The following is an 18,019-nucleotide window of genomic DNA, read 5'->3' as shown; positions in this document are numbered from 1 at the left end:
ATTTATTGTTTATTTTTAATATATTTTGATTAATAATAAAATTAATATGTATCGAGATTTATTTTATGAGCCTTAAAAATCTAGATATTAATGCCAAATTAGTTAGAGAAATCACGATTATTCTAATAATTAAAGTCGTGCTTCTCTTAACAATCAAACATATTTGGTTTGATGCTCCCACCATCCCCAAAAATTTCGACAATCAAGTCGCTGAGCATATTGCTGGCGATAATACTTCCCATATTAAGGAGACACGTTGATGATTTCTGAAAGCGTGGTTGATCTTTCGCGGTTCCAGTTTGCGATGACCGCAATGTATCACTTTCTTTTCGTACCCTTGACCCTAGGCCTTGCATTCATTCTGGCTATTATGGAAACCACTTACGTTATATCGGGTAAAGAAATTTACAAGGATATGACTAAATTTTGGGGAAAACTATTCGGTATTAACTTTGCCTTAGGCGTAACTACTGGCCTCACCATGGAGTTCCAATTCGGAACAAACTGGGCATATTACTCACACTATGTTGGTGATATTTTCGGTGCCCCATTAGCAATTGAAGGCTTGATGGCATTTTTCCTTGAGTCAACATTTATCGGTTTATTCTTCTTCGGATGGGACCGTCTGAGTAAAGTACAGCATTTAGGGGTTACTTGGTTAGTTGCCCTTGGCTCTAATATGTCAGCTCTCTGGATTTTAGTTGCCAATGGTTGGATGCAAAACCCTGTAGGTGCAGCATTTAACTTTGAAACAATGCGTATGGAGCTTGTAGATTTCGGTGCACTTATTTTTAATCCTGTAGCACAGGTTAAGTTTGTACATACTGTTTCTGCTGGATACGTAACAGGTGCAATTTTCGTACTCGCAATTTCAAGTTACTACTTACTTAAAAAACGTGATCTGCCTTTTGCCCGCCGTTCATTCGCGATTGCTGCCATTTTTGGTCTTGCCTCTACACTTTCAGTGATTTTGCTTGGTGATGAGTCTGGTTATGAACTAGGTGATGTACAAAAAACTAAACTCGCTGCAATTGAAGCGGAATGGGATACTCACCCTGCTCCTGCTCCATTTACTTTATTTGGCGTACCAAACCATGAAGAAATGCGAACAGACTATGCAGTTAAAATTCCTTATGCATTAGGTCTAATTGCAACTCGCTCAACAACCAAAGAAGTCACTGGTCTAAAAGACTTAATGCAACAGCACGAAGTCCGTATTCGTAACGGTATGCTTGCTTATGCTGAACTTGAAAAACTACGTGCTGGAGACCGCTCACCAGAATTATTAGCTTCATTTGAAAAAAATCAAAAAGATTTAGGCTATGGCTTACTTCTTAAGAAATACGCACCAAATGTCGTGGATGCAAGTGAACAAAACATTCAAGCCGCTGTTAAAGACACCATTCCAAATGTCACTGCTCTATTCTTCTCATTCCGTGCAATGGTGGCCTCTGGTTTCTTAATGTTGCTTCTTTTCATTTTAGCCACTTGGGCTGTAGCAAAAAGAAATGCTGAAAATAAACCGTGGTTACTCAAATATGCATTGTTTGCGTTACCACTTCCATGGATTGCAGCTCAAACAGGCTGGTTCGTTGCTGAAGGTGGCCGTCAACCTTGGTCTATTGGTGAAATTCTACCAACTCACTTATCAACTTCAAGTTTAAGTACAGGTGATGTATGGGGCTCTATCCTCGCGTTAGCAGCGTTCTACACTGTCCTGCTTATTATTGAAATGTACTTAATGATTAAATTTGCTCGCTTAGGACCAAGCTCACTTCACACTGGTAAATATCATTTTGAAAAGCAAGAGACAAAAGCAGCTGTTAATGGGGAGGCTTTATCATGATTGAATACGAACTCCTAAAAATCATATGGTGGGTGTTAGTTGGAGTCTTACTCATCGGGTTTGCTTTAACCGATGGCTTCGATATGGGCTCAATGGCACTTATGCCTTTTGTTGGTAAAACTGATAATGAACGCCGTGCGGCTATTAATACTATTGCACCGCACTGGGATGGAAATCAGGTTTGGTTTATTACTGCAGGTGGTGCCTTATTTGCTGCATGGCCAATGGTTTATGCAGTTGCATTCTCGGGAATGTATTGGGCCTTATTACTTGTGCTATTTGCCTTATTCTTACGCCCTGTAGGTTTTGACTATCGCTCTAAACTTGAAAATACAAAATGGCGTAACTCTTGGGATTGGGGACTATGTATAGGTGGTGCCGTGCCTGCTCTAGTTTTCGGTGTAGCGTTCGGTAATTTATTCTTAGGTATCCCTTTTAGTTTAGATAGCACATTGCGCTCTGAATATTCAGGTAGCTTCTTTGCTCTTCTTAACCCATTTGCCCTAGTTTGCGGTATTGTTAGTTTATCTATGTTGTGTGCGCATGGTGGTGCTTGGCTAATGCTACGTACAGACGGCGCTTTAAAACAACGTTCTGCTAAAGCCACACAAATTATGGCAGCAGTATTCTTAATTTGTTTCCTTGTCATTGGTGCATGGTTGTACTTCGGTCAAGTACCAGGTTATAGCTATGCAGCCGCAATTGATCCAAATGCTGCCCTTAATCCTTTGGCGAAACAAGTCATCACAAATAATAACCCCGGTTGGATGAACAATTACAGTAACTATCCAATCACTAAAGTTGCTCCAGTTCTCGCAATTTTAGGGGCACTTATCGCACTCTTTACGGCATCAAAAGCAAAAGCAGGTTTAAGTTTTGCTGGAACAAGCTTAATGATTGTAGGTGCGATCTTAACTGCTGGGTTTGCTCTCTTCCCATTTTTGTTACCATCGAGTGTTAATCCGAACTCTAGCTTAACAATGTGGGATGCTGTATCAAGCCATCGCACTTTAGGCGTTATGACAGTTGCTGCTTGTATATTTGTTCCAATCATTTTGATATATACCACTTGGTCGTATTACAAAATGTGGGGCGTGATTACCAATAAGCATATCGAGTCAAACTCGCACAGCTTGTACTAATAAGGAGAAGCATATGTGGTATTTCGCATGGATTCTTGGAATTTTGATGGCATGTTTTGCGGGTGTACTCAGTGCACTTTATATCGAACATCATCAAGATTTAGATGAGGAATAGATCATGGCAAATGCAATGACAACATCAAATCAACGAAAAGCTCAAGCATTTGCAATGGCCATTTCATTTCTGTTGGCATTGCCGCTTGCTGCAATTTTATTGGTTCATCCTTCACTGATGCTAGATGCAAACGGACACTATAACCATAGTCAGCTTATGCTGGTTATGGTGGGAATTTCCGGAGGGTTTATCTACGGTGTTGGTTTCGTACCGCACTTCTGGTTATGGAAATGGTTATTTAGCCCATGGATAGCTTGGCCTCTTATGCTGTTAGGCTATTACATCTGGTTTTTAACCTAAAAAAAGGACCTCATTTGAGGTCCTTTTTCATTTCAATCAGTTGTATAGGCACAAAAGGGAATCCAACATCTGCTTCATATGGATATGGTTCTACATGACCTGTTTTTGTATATCCGCGTCTTTCATAATAAGCAATCAGTTCTGAACGAACATCTAATACATACATGATCGCACTGTCTAATTCAGGGACTTTTTGCAAAGCAAACTGTTCTGCATATTCCAAAACACAGCGGCCTACTTTCATGTTCTGTAAATTAGGATCGGTACAGAACGTTCCAATCTCAACATTATTATCCTGAAAATTTAACCCGATACACGCAACAATTTTTGAAGAATCTATTTCTGCAACTATTAGTAATGAATTAGACAACTCTAATTGCTGTTGTAGTTGCTCTTGGCTAATACGTTGCCCTTTTACAAATTCAATTTCAGTTGTCCAGCTTCTACCTTGTTGCTCTCTATAGGATTGATTAATTAAATCGACCAATGATGTTATGTCACTCAATTCTGCTAGACGGAAATTTAAATTCATCATAAATATACTTAGGCTATTTAAAATATTATAAAAATAAAGCCGATATTAAATCGGCTTTATTTTGAATAGCAATAATTTAATTTGATTGTTCTGCCAACCAAGCCATAAATTTTTGACGCTCAGCTTTAGAAGATTTCTGCCACACTTCAACCAACCGTTGATCATTGCTTTGCGCAGTACCTGTCGAAGGAACGGTGGCAGCAACAGATGTAGTAACTTGAGAAGTAGATGGCTTGGCAGCAGCATAAACAGCTTGAGGCTGAGGTTTAGAAGGTTTTGTTGTAAAGTCAGCGACCTTACCCAACAAGCCAGTTGCAAACCAAGGTTTTGCTTCGTTGTTTGCACCAGTTTGCTGAACAACTAGTTCATTATTTGAATTATATAAAGCCACTGTTGGTTGCTCAGCATATTTCTTTGCTTGCTCATATTTTTTTGGCACATCAACCATCGCCAGCTTATAAGTTTGGCCGTCTTTTAATGTTGGTGTTTGAATTGTAACCACGCCCGACTTAACGATATCATGCTCACCATTTAAATGTTCAAAATATTCTTGATAACGTACACTTAAGTTTGTTTCGCCGGCATCGACTTTGTAACTATTTTTAGAAGAACGAAATAATCCAGAGTTGACTTCTTGACCATTCACCGCAAGGATTACAATTTCCTCTGGTGCTGTAATTGTAACTGCTGAAAATACTGAACCGCTGAGTAATAAACCAATCGCAGCAACACTTAATCTTAAAGTCATCTGTTCACGTCTCTATAATATTTAATAGTTTGTAAAAACATGAGCAATATGCAACATGATTATGACCATTTTATGACAAGCTTTATTTATACAAACTTAGCCTTAATTTTTTTAAAATATATTATTGAATTTTAGTCATTATCTATTTTAAAACAAAGTTACAACCCATTTTTCAAGCATAAAAAAAAGAGCACCTACAAGGTGCTCTTTTCATCAACTAAACTTAGTTGAATGTTTTAAAACGATCTTCATCGCTAATAAATGCTTTCTCACCAGCAGGAGCTTCAACAGAACCAAATACTAACTGAGCACGTAATTTCCAATTTGCAGGTACATCAAATGCAGCAGCAGCATCTGCGTCAACAATTGGGTTATAGTGCTGCAAAGAAGCACCTAAGCCTAGCTCTGAAAGTGCTGTCCAAGTTGCGAACTGAGCAATTGCAGTTGAATGTTCAGACCAAACTGGGAAATTGTCTGCATACAATTCAAATTGCTCTTGTAAGCTTTTAATAACAGCTTGATCTTCATAAAATAATACTGTACCAACACCAGCAACAAAACTATCAATTTTCGCATTTGTACCAGCAAAAGAATCTGCAGGAACAATTTTACGTAATGCTTCACGAACTAAATTCCAAAATTTAGCATGTGATTCACCATAAAGTGTCACTACACGTGAAGATTGTGAGTTGAATGATGATGGACTATGTTTAACCGCTTCACGAATTGTTTCTTCAATTTTAGTGCGATCTAATGCAACATTTTTACCAATTGCATAAATAGTACGACGGTTTTTAATTTTATCTAAGAAAGTAGACATTTTGTTATTTCCTACCTATTTGATTGACCATTGGCCGTTGTTTGGGAATGAATATAGTCTATGAAACTCATTTCTTATAATCAGCATTAAAAATATGACAGTTCGTTTTATTTTCGCAACAATAAAAAAAGATATTAATATAAAAAAACCTCACTATTTCGTGAGGTCTTATCAACTTAACTAGACATTATTTTTCTGTTTCAAATAATGCTGCTACAAATGATTTCGCCGAGAACGGTCTTAAATCATCAATTTTTTCACCAACACCAATGAAACGAATTGGCACATGAGTACGGCTTGCAATATTGAACAGTACACCACCTTTGGCAGTACCATCTAACTTAGTAATAGTAATACCAGTTAATCCTACTGCTTGGTCAAATTCTTGTACTTGGTTAATTGCATTTTGCCCTGTACCAGCATCCACGACTAACATAATTTCATGCGGTGCGGTTGCATCAATTTTTTGCATAACACGCTTAACTTTCTTAAGCTCTTCCATCAAGTTGCTTTTGTTATGTAAACGACCAGCCGTATCAGCAATTAGTACATCAATACCTTTTGCACGCGCACTTTCAAAAGCATCAAAAATAACCGAAGCACTGTCTGCACCGTGGCCTTGAGCAACAACAGAAATATCGTTACGCTCACCCCAAATTTGCAATTGTTCAGTAGCAGCTGCTCGGAATGTATCACCTGCAGCTAGCATTACTTTTTTACCTTCGCCTTGTAAACGCTTAGCAAGTTTACCAATTGTCGTTGTTTTTCCAACGCCATTCACACCAACCATTAAAATCACATATGGCGATTTATTTGGGTCAATATGTAAAGGCTTAACACGAGGCGCAAGCAAAGCAACCAACTCTTCTTGTAAAGCTTTATAAAGTGAATGTGAGTAAATCAAATCGCCACGAGCGGTACGTTCAGTCAAGTTGGTAATAATTGTTTTAGTTGCTTCAACACCAATATCAGCAACCAATAACTGCTCTTCTACTTCTTCAAGCAACTCATCATCAATTTCTTTACCACCAATTAAGATGTTGACCATACCATCAGTGAAATTACGACGGGTTTTAGTCAAACCATCTTTCATTCGTCCAAAGAAACCAGATTTTGGCTTTTCTGACTCTAAAGAAGGTGCAGTTTCAACAGCTTCTTCAACTTTTACTTCTTGCTTAACAGGTGATTCAACGATAGGAACATCGATAGCAGGTAAATTAGGCAATGTGACATCGTCATCCCCGATCTCAGCATCTATCAAGAATTTATTTTGCATATTCGATTGTTGTTGCATGCCGATTCCTTGAAAAGCAGCGTGTTAAAAAACGGAAAGTTTAGCATAAATTCAAGTTTTTGCCTGCTCCAATAGCGAGCAAAACCTTGTTGAAATAAAGACAATACTTATTGAGTATCTTCTTGCGCTAATGCTGGATATTCTTTGATATGATTGTGTTCAAATTGATAAGCATGCATTAATTTCAGATACTCTGCTCGATGAATCTCAGATTGAGTCATAATCAACTCAGCCATATCCTGAGTTCTAGGATAAGTCGCCTGTCGAGAAAGTTGTACAATTCTTTGGTATTGCTCTGAATTGACAGGACGAAGTAATGCTAAATAAGAAAGTACAAAAATACAGGCAATAATAATAATCACAACTAGATTAAAACATTGCTCTGCCTTTAACTCAGACTTTAATTTAAGAAAATTTTGTTTGAATGTGAGCATGACCTACCTCTAATTTATGTAGTGTAGGGTTCAATGCACTTCAGCACAAGATCAAAATCCAGTAAGGCTAATATTCTTTATCCCTACTGGATCGCAAACTTTAGCTGATGAGAGATCGAATTACAGAGAAGTATAAAATTGCAGCAATAATCACTAAAACAAGGAACATAGCAAAAATGCTCAAACCTTCTTCTGCATCTGCCGGGTGCAATTCATCTTCATCTGCAATTTTTCTGAGCTCACCGTCATATATATTATAGAACTGAGCTTTTTGACTAGGATCTAATTGGCTAGCGTAATCAAAAACGCGTTTCCTTTGTGCCAAACAATAATCACCTAAATGTATTTCTTGATGAAAAATTGCTTCGTCTAATAATTTACGATGATAATGAGCAAGCTCTATTATTTGGTCCTCTTTAGGAGGAGTATCAAAAACAAAGCCATCGATTGTATTTGTCATAGTTATTCTCCTTGTCTTTTATTCTCATATTGATTTTACTCAAAATTATTTGCGAATAATGTTTAATCATGTATCCTAATAGTGAAATAAAGAAAGCTGATCAATAGTTGACAAATCAATTAATCTGTAATATTAGTTTAACAATTCTAAGTTAAATTAGATTAAAGGCAGCGACCTTTAGAAAAAGTAATCATAATTACAATAAGGAGTTTTATATGATTCAACGTATCTCTCATCATGATTTAGAACATGTATACGCAACTGCGGTTAACACAATTCACTCTCAAATGAATTTCCAAGATGCGGTTGCACAGTTAGAAGAAGTTGCTCGTGCTGGTCACGGTAAAGCTGCACTATTCTTAGCAGAATTATACTATCAAGGTTTCCGTGTTGAACGTGACTCCCTGAAAGCACAATATTGGCAGAAACTGGCCACCATGCAAGCATAAAGAAACGTCACCTAGGTGGCGTTTTTTTATGCTATAAAAATTCAATATAGACAAACTAAATTGCTATTTTTCTTGCGCTTCACCAAAGCTTTAGTCGCTTTGTCTTGCTCAGGTGGCGTTTTATACCCGTAAAAACTAAATAAATCATAAGCCCAATAAGCTTCTTCAATAACTAGGAAAACAATATTTTTATTTGGTATTTATCATTGGTATTTCTAGTCATCAATATTTGTTTACGTTTTGACACCTGTTTAAACTGAAATGTCATGTGATTCTCTTATAATAAGCTAGATAAGTTAAAACCTTTAAATTGAAAAATGAATAATTTAAGTAATCTACAACCGGTTTCTAAAGACTTGATGATCAAGATTTATATTTTAAGAACCATGATGTACTGCGGGGTTCTTTGGGGACTATTTGATGAAGGATGGGCCATTAAATCGGATCAGGAAGATTTCATTTTCCCGTTTTGGCTAAATGGAGTTCAGGCGCATCGATATGCTAAAACTCACTGGCCTAATTACAAACCTAGAAAAATCACTCCAAAAGACTTCCATGAATCTCTACTACCGACCTTAACACGGTTAAAAGTTACCCCTGCTTTGTTTAATTCATCTCACCGCAAGTTAAAGCTATCTACTCAGCAAATGCATCATTTCTTTTTTAATCATCCTAAATGGCAGGTAGCTTAATTTTTTAAGCCACCACATATAGAGTGCTTTTTGAACGCTTGAGCATAAAATTTGTATTTGAGTGACTATCGAGTCTTTGCAATTTTCTAAAATCAGGCTAATTTAAATCAAAATGATAAAACAACAGGACAGAAGAAATGACTATCGTTGCACAAGTAATTAAGAACAAATCACAACAAGCTATTTTCACAATCTCACCCGAAGCAACTGTCCTTGAAGCAATCACGATTATGGCTGAAAAAGGAATTGGAGCTTTAGTCGTAGCAGAGGGTGAAACAGTAGTTGGAATACTATCTGAGCGTGATTACACTCGAAAAGTAACTCTAATGGAACGCTCGTCTTATAGCACAACAGTTGCTGAAATTATGACAGCAAAAGTAATCACTGTAGGCCTAAACAATACAGTTGAAGAATGTTTACAGCTCATGACCGATCGTCATTTACGTCACTTACCTGTATTAGAAAATGGAAAACTAGTTGGTTTTATTTCAATCGGTGACTTAGTTAAAGCAGCAATGGAAGACCAAAAAGTTTTAATTGAACAATTAAAGCAATATATTTCTGGCTAAACGTACAAAATAAAAATGGGCGTTAATCGCCCATTTTTATTGTCTTTAAAACTTAAAGATAATTGGTAATTAAAGCAACTAAACGTTCTAGCAAAATATCAGCTTGAGCTTGAGTCATATTAATTGGAGGTAATAAACGAACTACAGAACCTGCTGTTACATTAATAATAAGCTTGTATTCATCACGAGCAATCGCAACGAGTTCAGCACAATCTTTAGGTAATTGAATACCAATCATCATACCAAAACCACGCACTTGTACGCCTTTATCTGCTAATTGAGCACGTAATTGATCAACAATATAGTTACCCACTACTGCTGCATTCTCTACTGCATTTTCCTTCTGGATCGTATCAATTACCGTATAAACCACACGAGAACCCAATACCGTACCACCATAAGTCGAACCATGGCTTCCAGGCCCTAATAACCCTACAGCTTTACCTTGGGTCATTACAGCACCCACAGGAAAACCATTCCCTAATCCCTTAGCAGTGGTTAAAACATCTGGAATAATATTAGTATGTTGATATGCAAAGTATTTACCAGTACGACCATTACCAGTTTGAATTTCATCTAACATCATCAACCAGTTGTGCTGATTACAAAGATGGCGAACTTCTTCTAAATAGCTAAATCCCTGTGGCGCAGTATTAATACCACCTTCACCTTGGATCGGCTCAATCAAAATAGCAACAATATCTGGATGTTGTAGAGCAGCTTCTTGAATCGCTTCGATATCACCAAATGGCACTCGAATAAAGCCTTCTACTAAAGGAGCAAAACCATCTTGTACTTTCTTGTTCCCTGTTGCAGAAAGTGTCGCCAAAGTACGACCGTGAAATGATTGTTCAGCCACAATAATCTTTGGCAGACTTATACCTTGTTGAGTACCAAATTTACGAGCAATTTTGATTGCACCTTCATTTGACTCGGCACCACTATTTGAAAAGAAGATTTCTTCCATACCAGAAACTTCAGCAAGCTTCTGAGCAGCAGCAGTTTGCCAAGGAATTTCAAATAAATTACTGGTATGTACGAGCGTTGCTGCTTGTTCAGCAATTGCTTCAGCAATAGCAGGATGAGCATGTCCTAAACCACAGACAGCAATACCCGTTAATGCATCTAAATATTCTGTACCATCTTGTGTGTATAGATATGCCCCTCGGCCTCGGACAAAACTGATCGCTTGGCGACCATAAGTAGCCATTAAGTGTGTTGGTTGATCAGGTTGTACTGGAGCTAGGGTAATATCAGTCATCACGAACTCTGTCTGTATGAGGTTTTAAGAAGGGTTTATATAAACAAAAACTCGCGCTGATGGAAAGTCTCATCACTCATTTATCTAAAATTTCGTCTGCTTTTTACTATCACTTCGGTTTATACAATAAAATATTGAATATTCTATGCAACTTTAGACAGCAAGGTGGTTTGCAAACCAATGTGAACACCCCCTATAATGCTGCAAGATTAGTTGAGGATCTACATATGACTGAACAAGCACGTGATACTGAAGCGTTAATTCGCGATCAAATTGCGAAGCATCCCGTTTTACTTTACATGAAAGGCACTCCACAGTTTCCACAATGTGGTTTCTCTGCACGTGCAGTAGAGGCGCTCAGTCAAATTGGTCGTCCATTCGCATATGTGAACATCTTAGAAAACCCTGATATTCGTGCAACTTTACCAAAAATTGCAAACTGGCCTACATTCCCACAGCTATGGATAAATGGCGAACTTATCGGTGGTAGCGATATCATGCTTGAAATGTTCCAAAATGGCGAATTAAAACCATTAGTTGAACAATATAGCGCAGCTCCAGAAGCTTAATAATAAAAAAGCCAATCGAAAGATTGGCTTTTTTATACTCATCAAATTAACAATCACTTATGCCTACATAACGGAACAAACCATCAACACCAAGATCTGATTTTAAAATAGTCAAATTTTTATATGATGTGCTCGTTATCGCTTCAAAAATATTCATATTTGGATCTTCATGTAACTCATCTACATTTTGAGTCATAGATTCTTCAAAACGGTCAGCCACAAATTCAAAGCCTAAATCCATTGCAATAAACAATGTATGTTCACAAGGTTGGACGTATTGCTCTTGTGACCAATCAATAACTGCAAGCTTACAAATTGGGCAAAGAATATTTGCAGTTGCATATTTTAATTCAACTAACTGGTAAGACATACTTTTAAAAAATTTGATAAAAATATATTTTATGAAAAATAACGTATGAACACCATATTTGATTTTTAATTCGAAAAATGACACACAAAACAATTTCAATGTCATTACATTTGCATTTCAAACCATTTGAATTTGCTTTTCGTGTCCTTTTTATATGCTTTTTACAAAAAATTAAAATCAAGCTTTATCGTTGCAAAAATAATAATGTAAAATCTTTAGTGTTGCATAAATAGGATATTTTAATGCTCACCGATCTTGATGATTTTTATTGTTTTGCCCTTGTTGTTGAGCATGGTGGATTTAGCGCCGCTGAACGTGTTACTGACATCCCAAAATCAAAATTAAGTCGTCGTGTTTATAACTTAGAAGAAAATTTAGGGGTTCGCTTAATTCAGCGTAGTTCTCGTCATTTTGCTGTTACTGACATTGGTATGGATATCTATAGACATGCTCAAGTCATGATGAATGCTGCTCAAGCAGCCCATGATCTAGTTGATCACTTAAGTATTCAACCTAGAGGTGTGGTCAAAGTAAGTGTTCCTGTAGATATTGCCCAAAACCAACTCCCAAAAATTTTGCCAGCCTTTTTAAAAAAATATCCTGAAATACGCTTACAACTTATCGTAAGTAACCGCCGTGTTGATGTTATTAATGAAGGTATTGATGTTGCTTTACGTGTCAGATCTAAATTAGATGATGATCCAAGCTTAGTGTTAAGACAATTTTCACTTATAGAGCAAAGTCTATTTGCAAGTCAGGCTTATTTAAATGAATTTGGCAATATCAAGATACCAGAACAACTGAGTGAGCATCGTATTTTAAGCTTATCTGAGGAGCATTTAGACCAACAATTCACTTTACATGGACCAGACAACCAATTGAAAAAAGTCAAAGTCAGTCCAACTGTGATGGGGACCAATCTTTATATGCTTGCCCAACTTGCAAGTCAAAATTGCGGTATTGCCTTATTACCAGAAACAGCTGCTGAAGATTTTGTGAAATCTGGCCAGCTTGTACAAATTTTGCCAGACTGGAAAGCGGCTCATGGTATATTTCATGCAGTTTATCCGTCTCGTAGAGGATTGCTTCCAGCGGTACGCGTATTCATTGACTATTTGGTAGAGCATCTTTCCGAGCATTCATGATATTAAAAAATAAAAAAGTTCGATGAGACATCGAACTTTTTATACTTTTAGCGATTAAATTTTCGGATAGCTTCCCACACCTTCTGGCCATGGTGTCAACAATTCAAAACCTGTATCTGTAACAGCAACCATGTGTTCCCATTGGGCAGATAAAGAAAGATCTTGAGTAGTAACCGTCCAACCATCGTTTAATTCTTTAACTTGAGGTTTCCCTGCATTCACCATAGGTTCAATCGTAAAGACCATACCTTTCTTCAAAACTAATCCTTGTCCACGTTGCCCATAATGCAGAATATTAGGCTGCTCATGATAGACTTTACCAATCCCATGCCCACAATATTCACGAACAATGCTATACCCTTCGCGATGAGCAACTGATTGAATAGCGTAACCAATATCGCCTAAAGTCGCCCCAGGTTTAACTGTGTGAATACCAGCAACCATTGCTTCATAAGTTGTTTCAACTAGTTTTTTGGCATGTGGATTGACATTACCCACATAGTACATACGGCTTGTATCACCAAAGTAGCCATCTTTAATAATCGCTACATCAATATTAATAATGTCACCATCTTTTAAAATTTTATTTGGTGAAGGAATACCATGACAAACCACCTCGTTAACTGAGGTACATATTGTTTTTGTGAAACCGTGGTAACCCACATTGGCAGGGATCACTTTTAAGGTATTTACGATGTAATCATTACAGATATTATCTAAATATTCGGTTGTTACACCGGGTTTAATATACTCACCTATCATTTCTAAAACTTGTGCAGCCAAACGGCCAGAAATCCGCAATTTTTCCAGGTCTTGTTCAGTTTTAATTGTAACAGTAGAAGCTCTCATTCAATTTTATCCTCGTAGACATTGCTTTTACCATGTCTACAAAAATGTAAGTTAATTTCGAATATTTTAGAACGGATGTAGAGTAGGCAGGAAGCTGTAAATGCCCAAATATTCAACATTCATAATAGAAATTGATATTTTTATTTTTACATAATTTTCTTAAAAAGTCAGATATAAAAAATCTTTTCTTTATTTCTTTCAAAGGTTTTTCAACTAGATAACTTAACCACTTGATATTTTTCATATCTCTGAATGATTTATAAGGTCGGAAAAAAAGCTTTTTCACATAAAATAGCGCTTGATCATGCTCTCGTTTGCTCTAAAATTCTTTCTTTTTTGTTAAATTTGATTTATGCAACAACTTCGTACTGGAGATATTATTGCTTTAGGTTTTATGACCTTTGCGCTCTTTATTGGAGCTGGCAATATTATCTTTCCTCCCATTGTCGCTCAGCAAGCAGGTGATCATGTATGGTTGGCAGCCATAGGATTTTTGATTACTGCAGTTGGCCTACCTGTCATTACGATTATGGCACTCTCTCGCATGCAGGGTTCCATTGAAATTATTAGTTCTCCTTTAGGCCGAATAGCAAGTCTGATTTTAACTGTTGTTTGTTATTTATCAGTAGGTCCTTTATTTGCGACTCCACGTACTGCAACTGTTTCATATGAAATCGGTTTTTCATCATATTTTGGAACATCAAGTAGTAGCCTTTTAATCTATAGCGCAATCTATTTTTCCTTTGTAACTGTAGTTTCGTTATATCCAAACAAGCTTTTAGATACTGTTGGACATGTACTCGCTCCCCTAAAAATTATTGCTCTCGCAATTTTAGGAATTGCAGCGGTTATGATTCCTTCGGGCTATGTTCCTGCTCCAATCAATCATTACGTGAACTCTCCTGTTTCAGAAGGTTTCGTAAATGGTTATTTGACGATGGATACTTTAGGCGCTTTAGTATTTGGTATTGTAATTATTCAAGCAATTTACTCGCGCGGCGTTACCGATAACAAACTAGTAACCAAGTATGCCATTATTGCTAGCCTTATTTCAGGTGTTGGTCTTACTTTAGTTTACTTAAGCTTATTTAAATTAGGTTTGGGTAGCCACGAAGTTGCACCAAATGCAGCAAATGGTGCTGTAATCTTACATGCCTATGTTCAACATGCTTTTGGTAATATGGGTTCATTATTCCTAACTGGCCTCATTTTCTTAGCCTGCATGGTGACTGCAATTGGTTTAACTTGTGCATGTGGTGAATATTTTGCCCAATTGACCAAGTTACCTTATAAGCTTTTAGTTTTCATTCTAGTTGGTTTCTCTTTCATTATTTCTAATCTTGGATTGACCAAACTGATTGCCGTATCTGTTCCAGTTTTAAGCGCAATTTATCCACCTGCTATTGTGGTGATTATGCTTAGCTTCTTCTGGAAATTTTGGCATAAGCCGTCTTTTATTGTTGGTTCGGTAACAAGTATTGCTTTCATTTTCGGAATCATCGATGGGCTTAAAGTTGCAGGTTTTGGAGATAATCTTCCTACTTTCCTTCAGCATTTACCATTAAATGAACAAAACCTAGCATGGCTGATCCCATCTTTAATTGTTCTTGCAGTAACAACCCTTATCGACAAAGTTAAACATAAAAACATTTAATCTGGTGTTTTTTTGAAATCGAGTTTTACCCAAACATGATTTTATATATCGAATAAAATGCTGCGTTTACCCAACCAGCATTTTATTTCAAACACCAGTATTTGATGACAATTCAACTATAGATATAATTAATTTTTACTGTAATATTACACTAAAATAATTTTTAGCTTACTCAGGAAAGAAGAGCATAAATGAAAAGTAAATATTATCTGACATTAGCAGATGCAGAGTTTTTAATGGAAGAAGCTCAAAAATATGCAATAGAACATAACTTTAAAGTTAGTATCGCTATTGTTGATGAAACAAGTTCTTTATTACTTATGAAACGTCTAGATGGCGCTTCTCCTCTCAGTACACATATCTGTCTAGAAAAAGCTAAATGCTCATCAATGAGCGGCCGCCCTTCAAAATTTTACGAAGAACTTCTTCAAAATGGCCGTCTTGGTTTCTTAAGTCTGCCAAGTGCTAAAGGTATGCTAGAAGGCGGAAAAGCGATTATTTATGAAGGCCAGATTTTAGGCGCAATTGGTGTTTCTGGTGTCCAATCTTTTGAAGATGCTGAAATTGCACAACATGCCATTGATGTGTTTTTAAAGAAACAAAGCAACTAAAGCAAATTGTAAGAAAAGAGAAATTATTATACTTTTCACCTAAAAAACTTCTCTTTTCTAAAATATTAAGTATTTTATACAAAAATATTTAATATTTACCTTTCTTATACCTTAACTATTTATAAATATAGAGGTTCTCATAAAACTGTTCAAAAAATTTTCAATTGACTATTGAATTAAGCTAAAAATACAAGTACAACATTAAACTTATTCTTGACTAAAACATTTGGTTTTAGCGCAACCACAAGGAGGGATGGAGATGTTATCATTACATTTCAACAAACAAGTCTTCATTAACACTCTGAACAGTAAAGATTCAGTTGTGTATGGGGTAACCACGCTTGCTCTTATGCTCACTTTACTGTTTCAAGGTATGATTAAAGGGAATCTGAAACCCGAGTACTTTGTATACGCCATGGTTGTTTCTTTTGTATTTTGTGTATGGGCCTTTGTCGATCACAAAATGCGAAAATTAGCTAAAAGACGAATGAGTCGACAGAAATAATAGAATTTAAAAAAATGGATGAGCGATCATCCATTTTTTATTTACCTAAAAATAATAGAATGGTTCCCATTAGTAAAATAGCAGTGGCTAATAACTCATTAATAATTAAAGCAATCATCATGAAAGTCATCAACCATGTCGGTAAACTAAAATGCCCTAATCTATGTGGTTGTTTAAACTGATTGCTCGTATCCTGCAAAAAACCATGAATGATATAAACTAAAATTGAGAAACTAAAAAATAGTATATTTGCCAATACACACCATAGAGCTATATCTTCACTTAAAACCGTGAAATAGCTTAATGCAGCCAAAGTAAGTGTAGCAGCTGCATAAAGCAAACTACTTCTATGTGCAATGTCTACATAATAATGTGCACGGCTTAATTCAGAACGGCGAATTTGCCAATATTTCCATACTCCTGTTAACATTCCTATCCATAAAAAGACACCACTAAAGACAATAGCCAACTGTACAGCTTTCGATATTTCCATCATTTCCTTTATTCGTTTTATTAAAATTTGAAGAGCTGTATAACATAAATTTTGACTTTATAGTCACATTTTAATCAAGTACCTTTTCAGAACTCATGTACATTAAGATGAATGATTAAATAATTAGCTTTAAATATATGGATAAGACTTTTGAATCTTTTTGGATTACCTGTAAAGATGGCTATCAACTTGCAGCACAATTTTATCCTGCTCAAGAAAAGAAAGCTGACCACCCTATTCTTATTTGTCCAGCAACGGGTATTACTAAAAACTTTTATCACTCCTTTGCGGCATGGTTAAGCCAACAAGGCCACGATGTATTGAGTTTTGACTTCCGAGGAATTGGTGAATCACTACATGGTACTTTAAAGCAAAGTAGCGCAAGCATTACCGATTGGGGCATATTCGATATACCAGCTGCCATTGATGCTCTATTAATTAAAACTGGAGCAGATCAGGTTATTCTTATTGGACACAGTGCTGGCGGACAATTACTTGGGGTCGTGCCTAATTATAATAAAGTCGCAAAAGTTATAGCCGTTGCATGTTCAACAGGAAATATTAAAGGTCTTAAAGGAAAAACTAAGTTTCTAGCGCCAGTGATGTTTAATCTTATCTTCCCTATTTCTAGTCTCGTTAAAGGCTATGGCGCAACTCAATTCATTGGTATGGGAGAAAACCTACCTAAAAAAGTTGCTCAACAATGGCGAGAATTTTGTAGCCATCCCGGATATGTCAAAAATGCCATCGGTAAGACTATTTTTCATGATTTTCATTCAGAAATTCAGTGTTCAATTACTGCGATTTGGGCTGATGATGATGAGATTGCAACCAAATGCAATGTAAAAGAATTATTAAGTCTATATCCAAATGCAAATAAAAAAATGATTGAACTTAATCCAAAAGATTTAGGATATAAATCAATTGGCCATATGTTGTTATTCAAAAAATCACATCAAAAACTTTGGTCTATTTTAGAACAAGAAATTAATCATTAATCACTGGTTTTATTTTCGCCTCTAAGTCAGTAATCCTACTTAGAGGTTTTTTTGTATTAAAAACGAACTACTTTTTACTTAAATGCGTCGATATACATTTAAAGTTCTGCTAAGGTAATTCATCTGAAGCTGTTGTCAAAAATAAGTAAATATACTTGTT

General features: G+C 36.3%; 24 protein-coding genes. 14 read left to right on the top strand and 10 right to left on the bottom strand.

The genetic code is table 11. The annotated features are described in order from the left end of the window. Positions 1-65 precede the first annotated feature (65 nt). The 5 genes from cydP to B554_RS0115515 are packed head-to-tail and all read left to right on the top strand — an operon-like array spanning position 66 to position 3,403. Positions 66-260: a cytochrome oxidase putative small subunit CydP gene (gene cydP / locus B554_RS0115535; protein ID WP_004701293.1), complete on the top strand. Its 195-nt coding sequence runs from the start codon at positions 66-68 to the stop codon at positions 258-260. Continuing rightward, complete coding sequence (locus B554_RS0115530; protein WP_004701290.1) at positions 260-1,846, top strand: cytochrome ubiquinol oxidase subunit I; 1,587 nt, start codon at positions 260-262, stop codon at positions 1,844-1,846. Before cydP ends, B554_RS0115530 begins: the two co-directional genes overlap by 1 nt. Beyond that, a complete protein-coding gene (cydB, locus tag B554_RS0115525; protein ID WP_019458767.1) occupies positions 1,843-2,988 on the top strand; it encodes a cytochrome d ubiquinol oxidase subunit II in 1,146 nt (381 codons plus the stop codon). Before B554_RS0115530 ends, cydB begins: the two co-directional genes overlap by 4 nt. A gap of 13 nt (positions 2,989-3,001) precedes the next feature. Next, complete coding sequence (gene cydX, locus B554_RS0115520; protein ID WP_002120988.1) at positions 3,002-3,103, top strand: cytochrome bd-I oxidase subunit CydX; 102 nt, start codon at positions 3,002-3,004, stop codon at positions 3,101-3,103. Further along, on the top strand, positions 3,104-3,403 hold the full coding sequence (locus B554_RS0115515) for a cyd operon YbgE family protein (protein WP_081400415.1): 300 nt from the start codon (positions 3,104-3,106) through the stop codon (positions 3,401-3,403). Positions 3,404-3,413: 10 nt separating this feature from the next. Here B554_RS0115515 and B554_RS0115510 read toward each other — a convergent pair whose 3' ends face one another. The 6 genes from B554_RS0115510 to B554_RS0115480 all read right to left on the bottom strand — a co-directional run bounded on the left by B554_RS0115510 (position 3,414) and on the right by B554_RS0115480 (position 7,694). Beyond that, positions 3,414-3,938, bottom strand: a complete 525-nt coding sequence (locus tag B554_RS0115510; protein ID WP_019458765.1) for a GNAT family N-acetyltransferase — start codon at positions 3,936-3,938, stop codon at positions 3,414-3,416. 76 nt (positions 3,939-4,014) lie between these two features. Further along, positions 4,015-4,686 carry a DUF2057 domain-containing protein gene (locus B554_RS0115505; RefSeq protein ID WP_019458764.1) on the bottom strand — a complete coding sequence of 224 codons (672 nt, stop codon included), beginning with the start codon at positions 4,684-4,686 and terminating at the stop codon, positions 4,015-4,017. 223 nt (positions 4,687-4,909) lie between these two features. After that, positions 4,910-5,506, bottom strand: coding sequence for a nitroreductase family protein (locus B554_RS0115495; protein WP_004701282.1), 597 nt, complete (start codon positions 5,504-5,506; stop codon positions 4,910-4,912). Between the two features lie 187 nt (positions 5,507-5,693). Further along, the gene (gene ftsY, locus B554_RS0115490; RefSeq protein WP_019458763.1) at positions 5,694-6,800 is read right to left on the bottom strand and encodes a signal recognition particle-docking protein FtsY; all 1,107 of its coding nucleotides are present in this window, start codon (positions 6,798-6,800) and stop codon (positions 5,694-5,696) included. A 107-nt stretch (positions 6,801-6,907) separates the two neighbouring features. Beyond that, a complete protein-coding gene (locus B554_RS0115485; RefSeq protein WP_004701277.1) occupies positions 6,908-7,234 on the bottom strand; it encodes a hypothetical protein in 327 nt (108 codons plus the stop codon). 100 nt (positions 7,235-7,334) lie between these two features. After that, complete coding sequence (locus tag B554_RS0115480; RefSeq protein ID WP_004701275.1) at positions 7,335-7,694, bottom strand: hypothetical protein; 360 nt, start codon at positions 7,692-7,694, stop codon at positions 7,335-7,337. Positions 7,695-7,909: 215 nt separating this feature from the next. Between B554_RS0115480 and B554_RS0115475 the strand changes: the two genes are divergently transcribed. From B554_RS0115475 to B554_RS0115465, 3 genes are all read left to right on the top strand, one after another. Then, entirely contained in the window at positions 7,910-8,143 is a 234-nt protein-coding gene (locus B554_RS0115475; RefSeq protein ID WP_002121063.1) for a hypothetical protein, read from the top strand. 317 nt (positions 8,144-8,460) lie between these two features. Continuing rightward, positions 8,461-8,835: a DUF2750 domain-containing protein gene (locus B554_RS0115470; protein ID WP_004701273.1), complete on the top strand. Its 375-nt coding sequence runs from the start codon at positions 8,461-8,463 to the stop codon at positions 8,833-8,835. Positions 8,836-8,972: 137 nt separating this feature from the next. Further along, positions 8,973-9,404 carry a CBS domain-containing protein gene (locus B554_RS0115465; RefSeq protein ID WP_004701271.1) on the top strand — a complete coding sequence of 144 codons (432 nt, stop codon included), beginning with the start codon at positions 8,973-8,975 and terminating at the stop codon, positions 9,402-9,404. Positions 9,405-9,456: 52 nt separating this feature from the next. Here the strand turns inward: B554_RS0115465 and B554_RS0115460 are convergent, their stop codons facing one another. Next, complete coding sequence (locus tag B554_RS0115460) at positions 9,457-10,665, bottom strand: aspartate aminotransferase family protein (protein ID WP_019458762.1); 1,209 nt, start codon at positions 10,663-10,665, stop codon at positions 9,457-9,459. 227 nt (positions 10,666-10,892) lie between these two features. On the opposite strand from B554_RS0115460, the gene grxD reads away from it, so the two are divergent. Next, the gene (gene grxD, locus B554_RS0115455; RefSeq protein WP_019458761.1) at positions 10,893-11,234 is read left to right on the top strand and encodes a Grx4 family monothiol glutaredoxin; all 342 of its coding nucleotides are present in this window, start codon (positions 10,893-10,895) and stop codon (positions 11,232-11,234) included. Positions 11,235-11,280: 46 nt separating this feature from the next. Here grxD and B554_RS0115450 read toward each other — a convergent pair whose 3' ends face one another. After that, positions 11,281-11,604 carry a hypothetical protein gene (locus B554_RS0115450; protein ID WP_025465246.1) on the bottom strand — a complete coding sequence of 108 codons (324 nt, stop codon included), beginning with the start codon at positions 11,602-11,604 and terminating at the stop codon, positions 11,281-11,283. Between the two features lie 242 nt (positions 11,605-11,846). Between B554_RS0115450 and B554_RS0115445 the strand changes: the two genes are divergently transcribed. Continuing rightward, a complete protein-coding gene (locus tag B554_RS0115445; protein WP_019458759.1) occupies positions 11,847-12,749 on the top strand; it encodes a LysR family transcriptional regulator in 903 nt (300 codons plus the stop codon). Between the two features lie 54 nt (positions 12,750-12,803). Here B554_RS0115445 and map read toward each other — a convergent pair whose 3' ends face one another. Then, complete coding sequence (map, locus tag B554_RS0115440) at positions 12,804-13,598, bottom strand: type I methionyl aminopeptidase (RefSeq protein WP_019458758.1); 795 nt, start codon at positions 13,596-13,598, stop codon at positions 12,804-12,806. A gap of 352 nt (positions 13,599-13,950) precedes the next feature. Here map and brnQ point away from each other — a divergent pair, with 352 nt between their 5' ends. The 3 genes from brnQ (at position 13,951) to B554_RS0115425 (ending at position 16,368) form a co-directional block, all read left to right on the top strand. Then, on the top strand, positions 13,951-15,252 hold the full coding sequence (gene brnQ / locus B554_RS0115435; RefSeq protein WP_019458757.1) for a branched-chain amino acid transport system II carrier protein: 1,302 nt from the start codon (positions 13,951-13,953) through the stop codon (positions 15,250-15,252). 191 nt (positions 15,253-15,443) lie between these two features. After that, positions 15,444-15,863, top strand: coding sequence for a GlcG/HbpS family heme-binding protein (locus B554_RS0115430; protein ID WP_002050687.1), 420 nt, complete (start codon positions 15,444-15,446; stop codon positions 15,861-15,863). Between the two features lie 259 nt (positions 15,864-16,122). Further along, positions 16,123-16,368 (top strand): hypothetical protein, encoded by a 246-nt coding sequence (locus B554_RS0115425; RefSeq protein ID WP_004701257.1) that lies wholly within the window; start codon positions 16,123-16,125, stop codon positions 16,366-16,368. A gap of 37 nt (positions 16,369-16,405) precedes the next feature. On the opposite strand, the gene B554_RS0115420 is transcribed toward B554_RS0115425, so the two are convergent. Then, entirely contained in the window at positions 16,406-16,861 is a 456-nt protein-coding gene (locus B554_RS0115420; protein WP_019458756.1) for a hypothetical protein, read from the bottom strand. Positions 16,862-16,998: 137 nt separating this feature from the next. On the opposite strand from B554_RS0115420, the gene B554_RS0115415 reads away from it, so the two are divergent. Beyond that, entirely contained in the window at positions 16,999-17,859 is an 861-nt protein-coding gene (locus tag B554_RS0115415) for an alpha/beta fold hydrolase (RefSeq protein WP_019458755.1), read from the top strand. Positions 17,860-18,019 lie beyond the last annotated feature (160 nt).

This window comes from Acinetobacter sp. GG2 (genome assembly GCF_000292385.1).
In the GTDB taxonomy this organism is placed as follows: domain Bacteria; phylum Pseudomonadota; class Gammaproteobacteria; order Pseudomonadales; family Moraxellaceae; genus Acinetobacter; species Acinetobacter seifertii.
The sequence above is the reverse complement of the archived record's forward strand: the minus strand, read 5'-3'. Positions and strand labels throughout refer to the sequence as shown.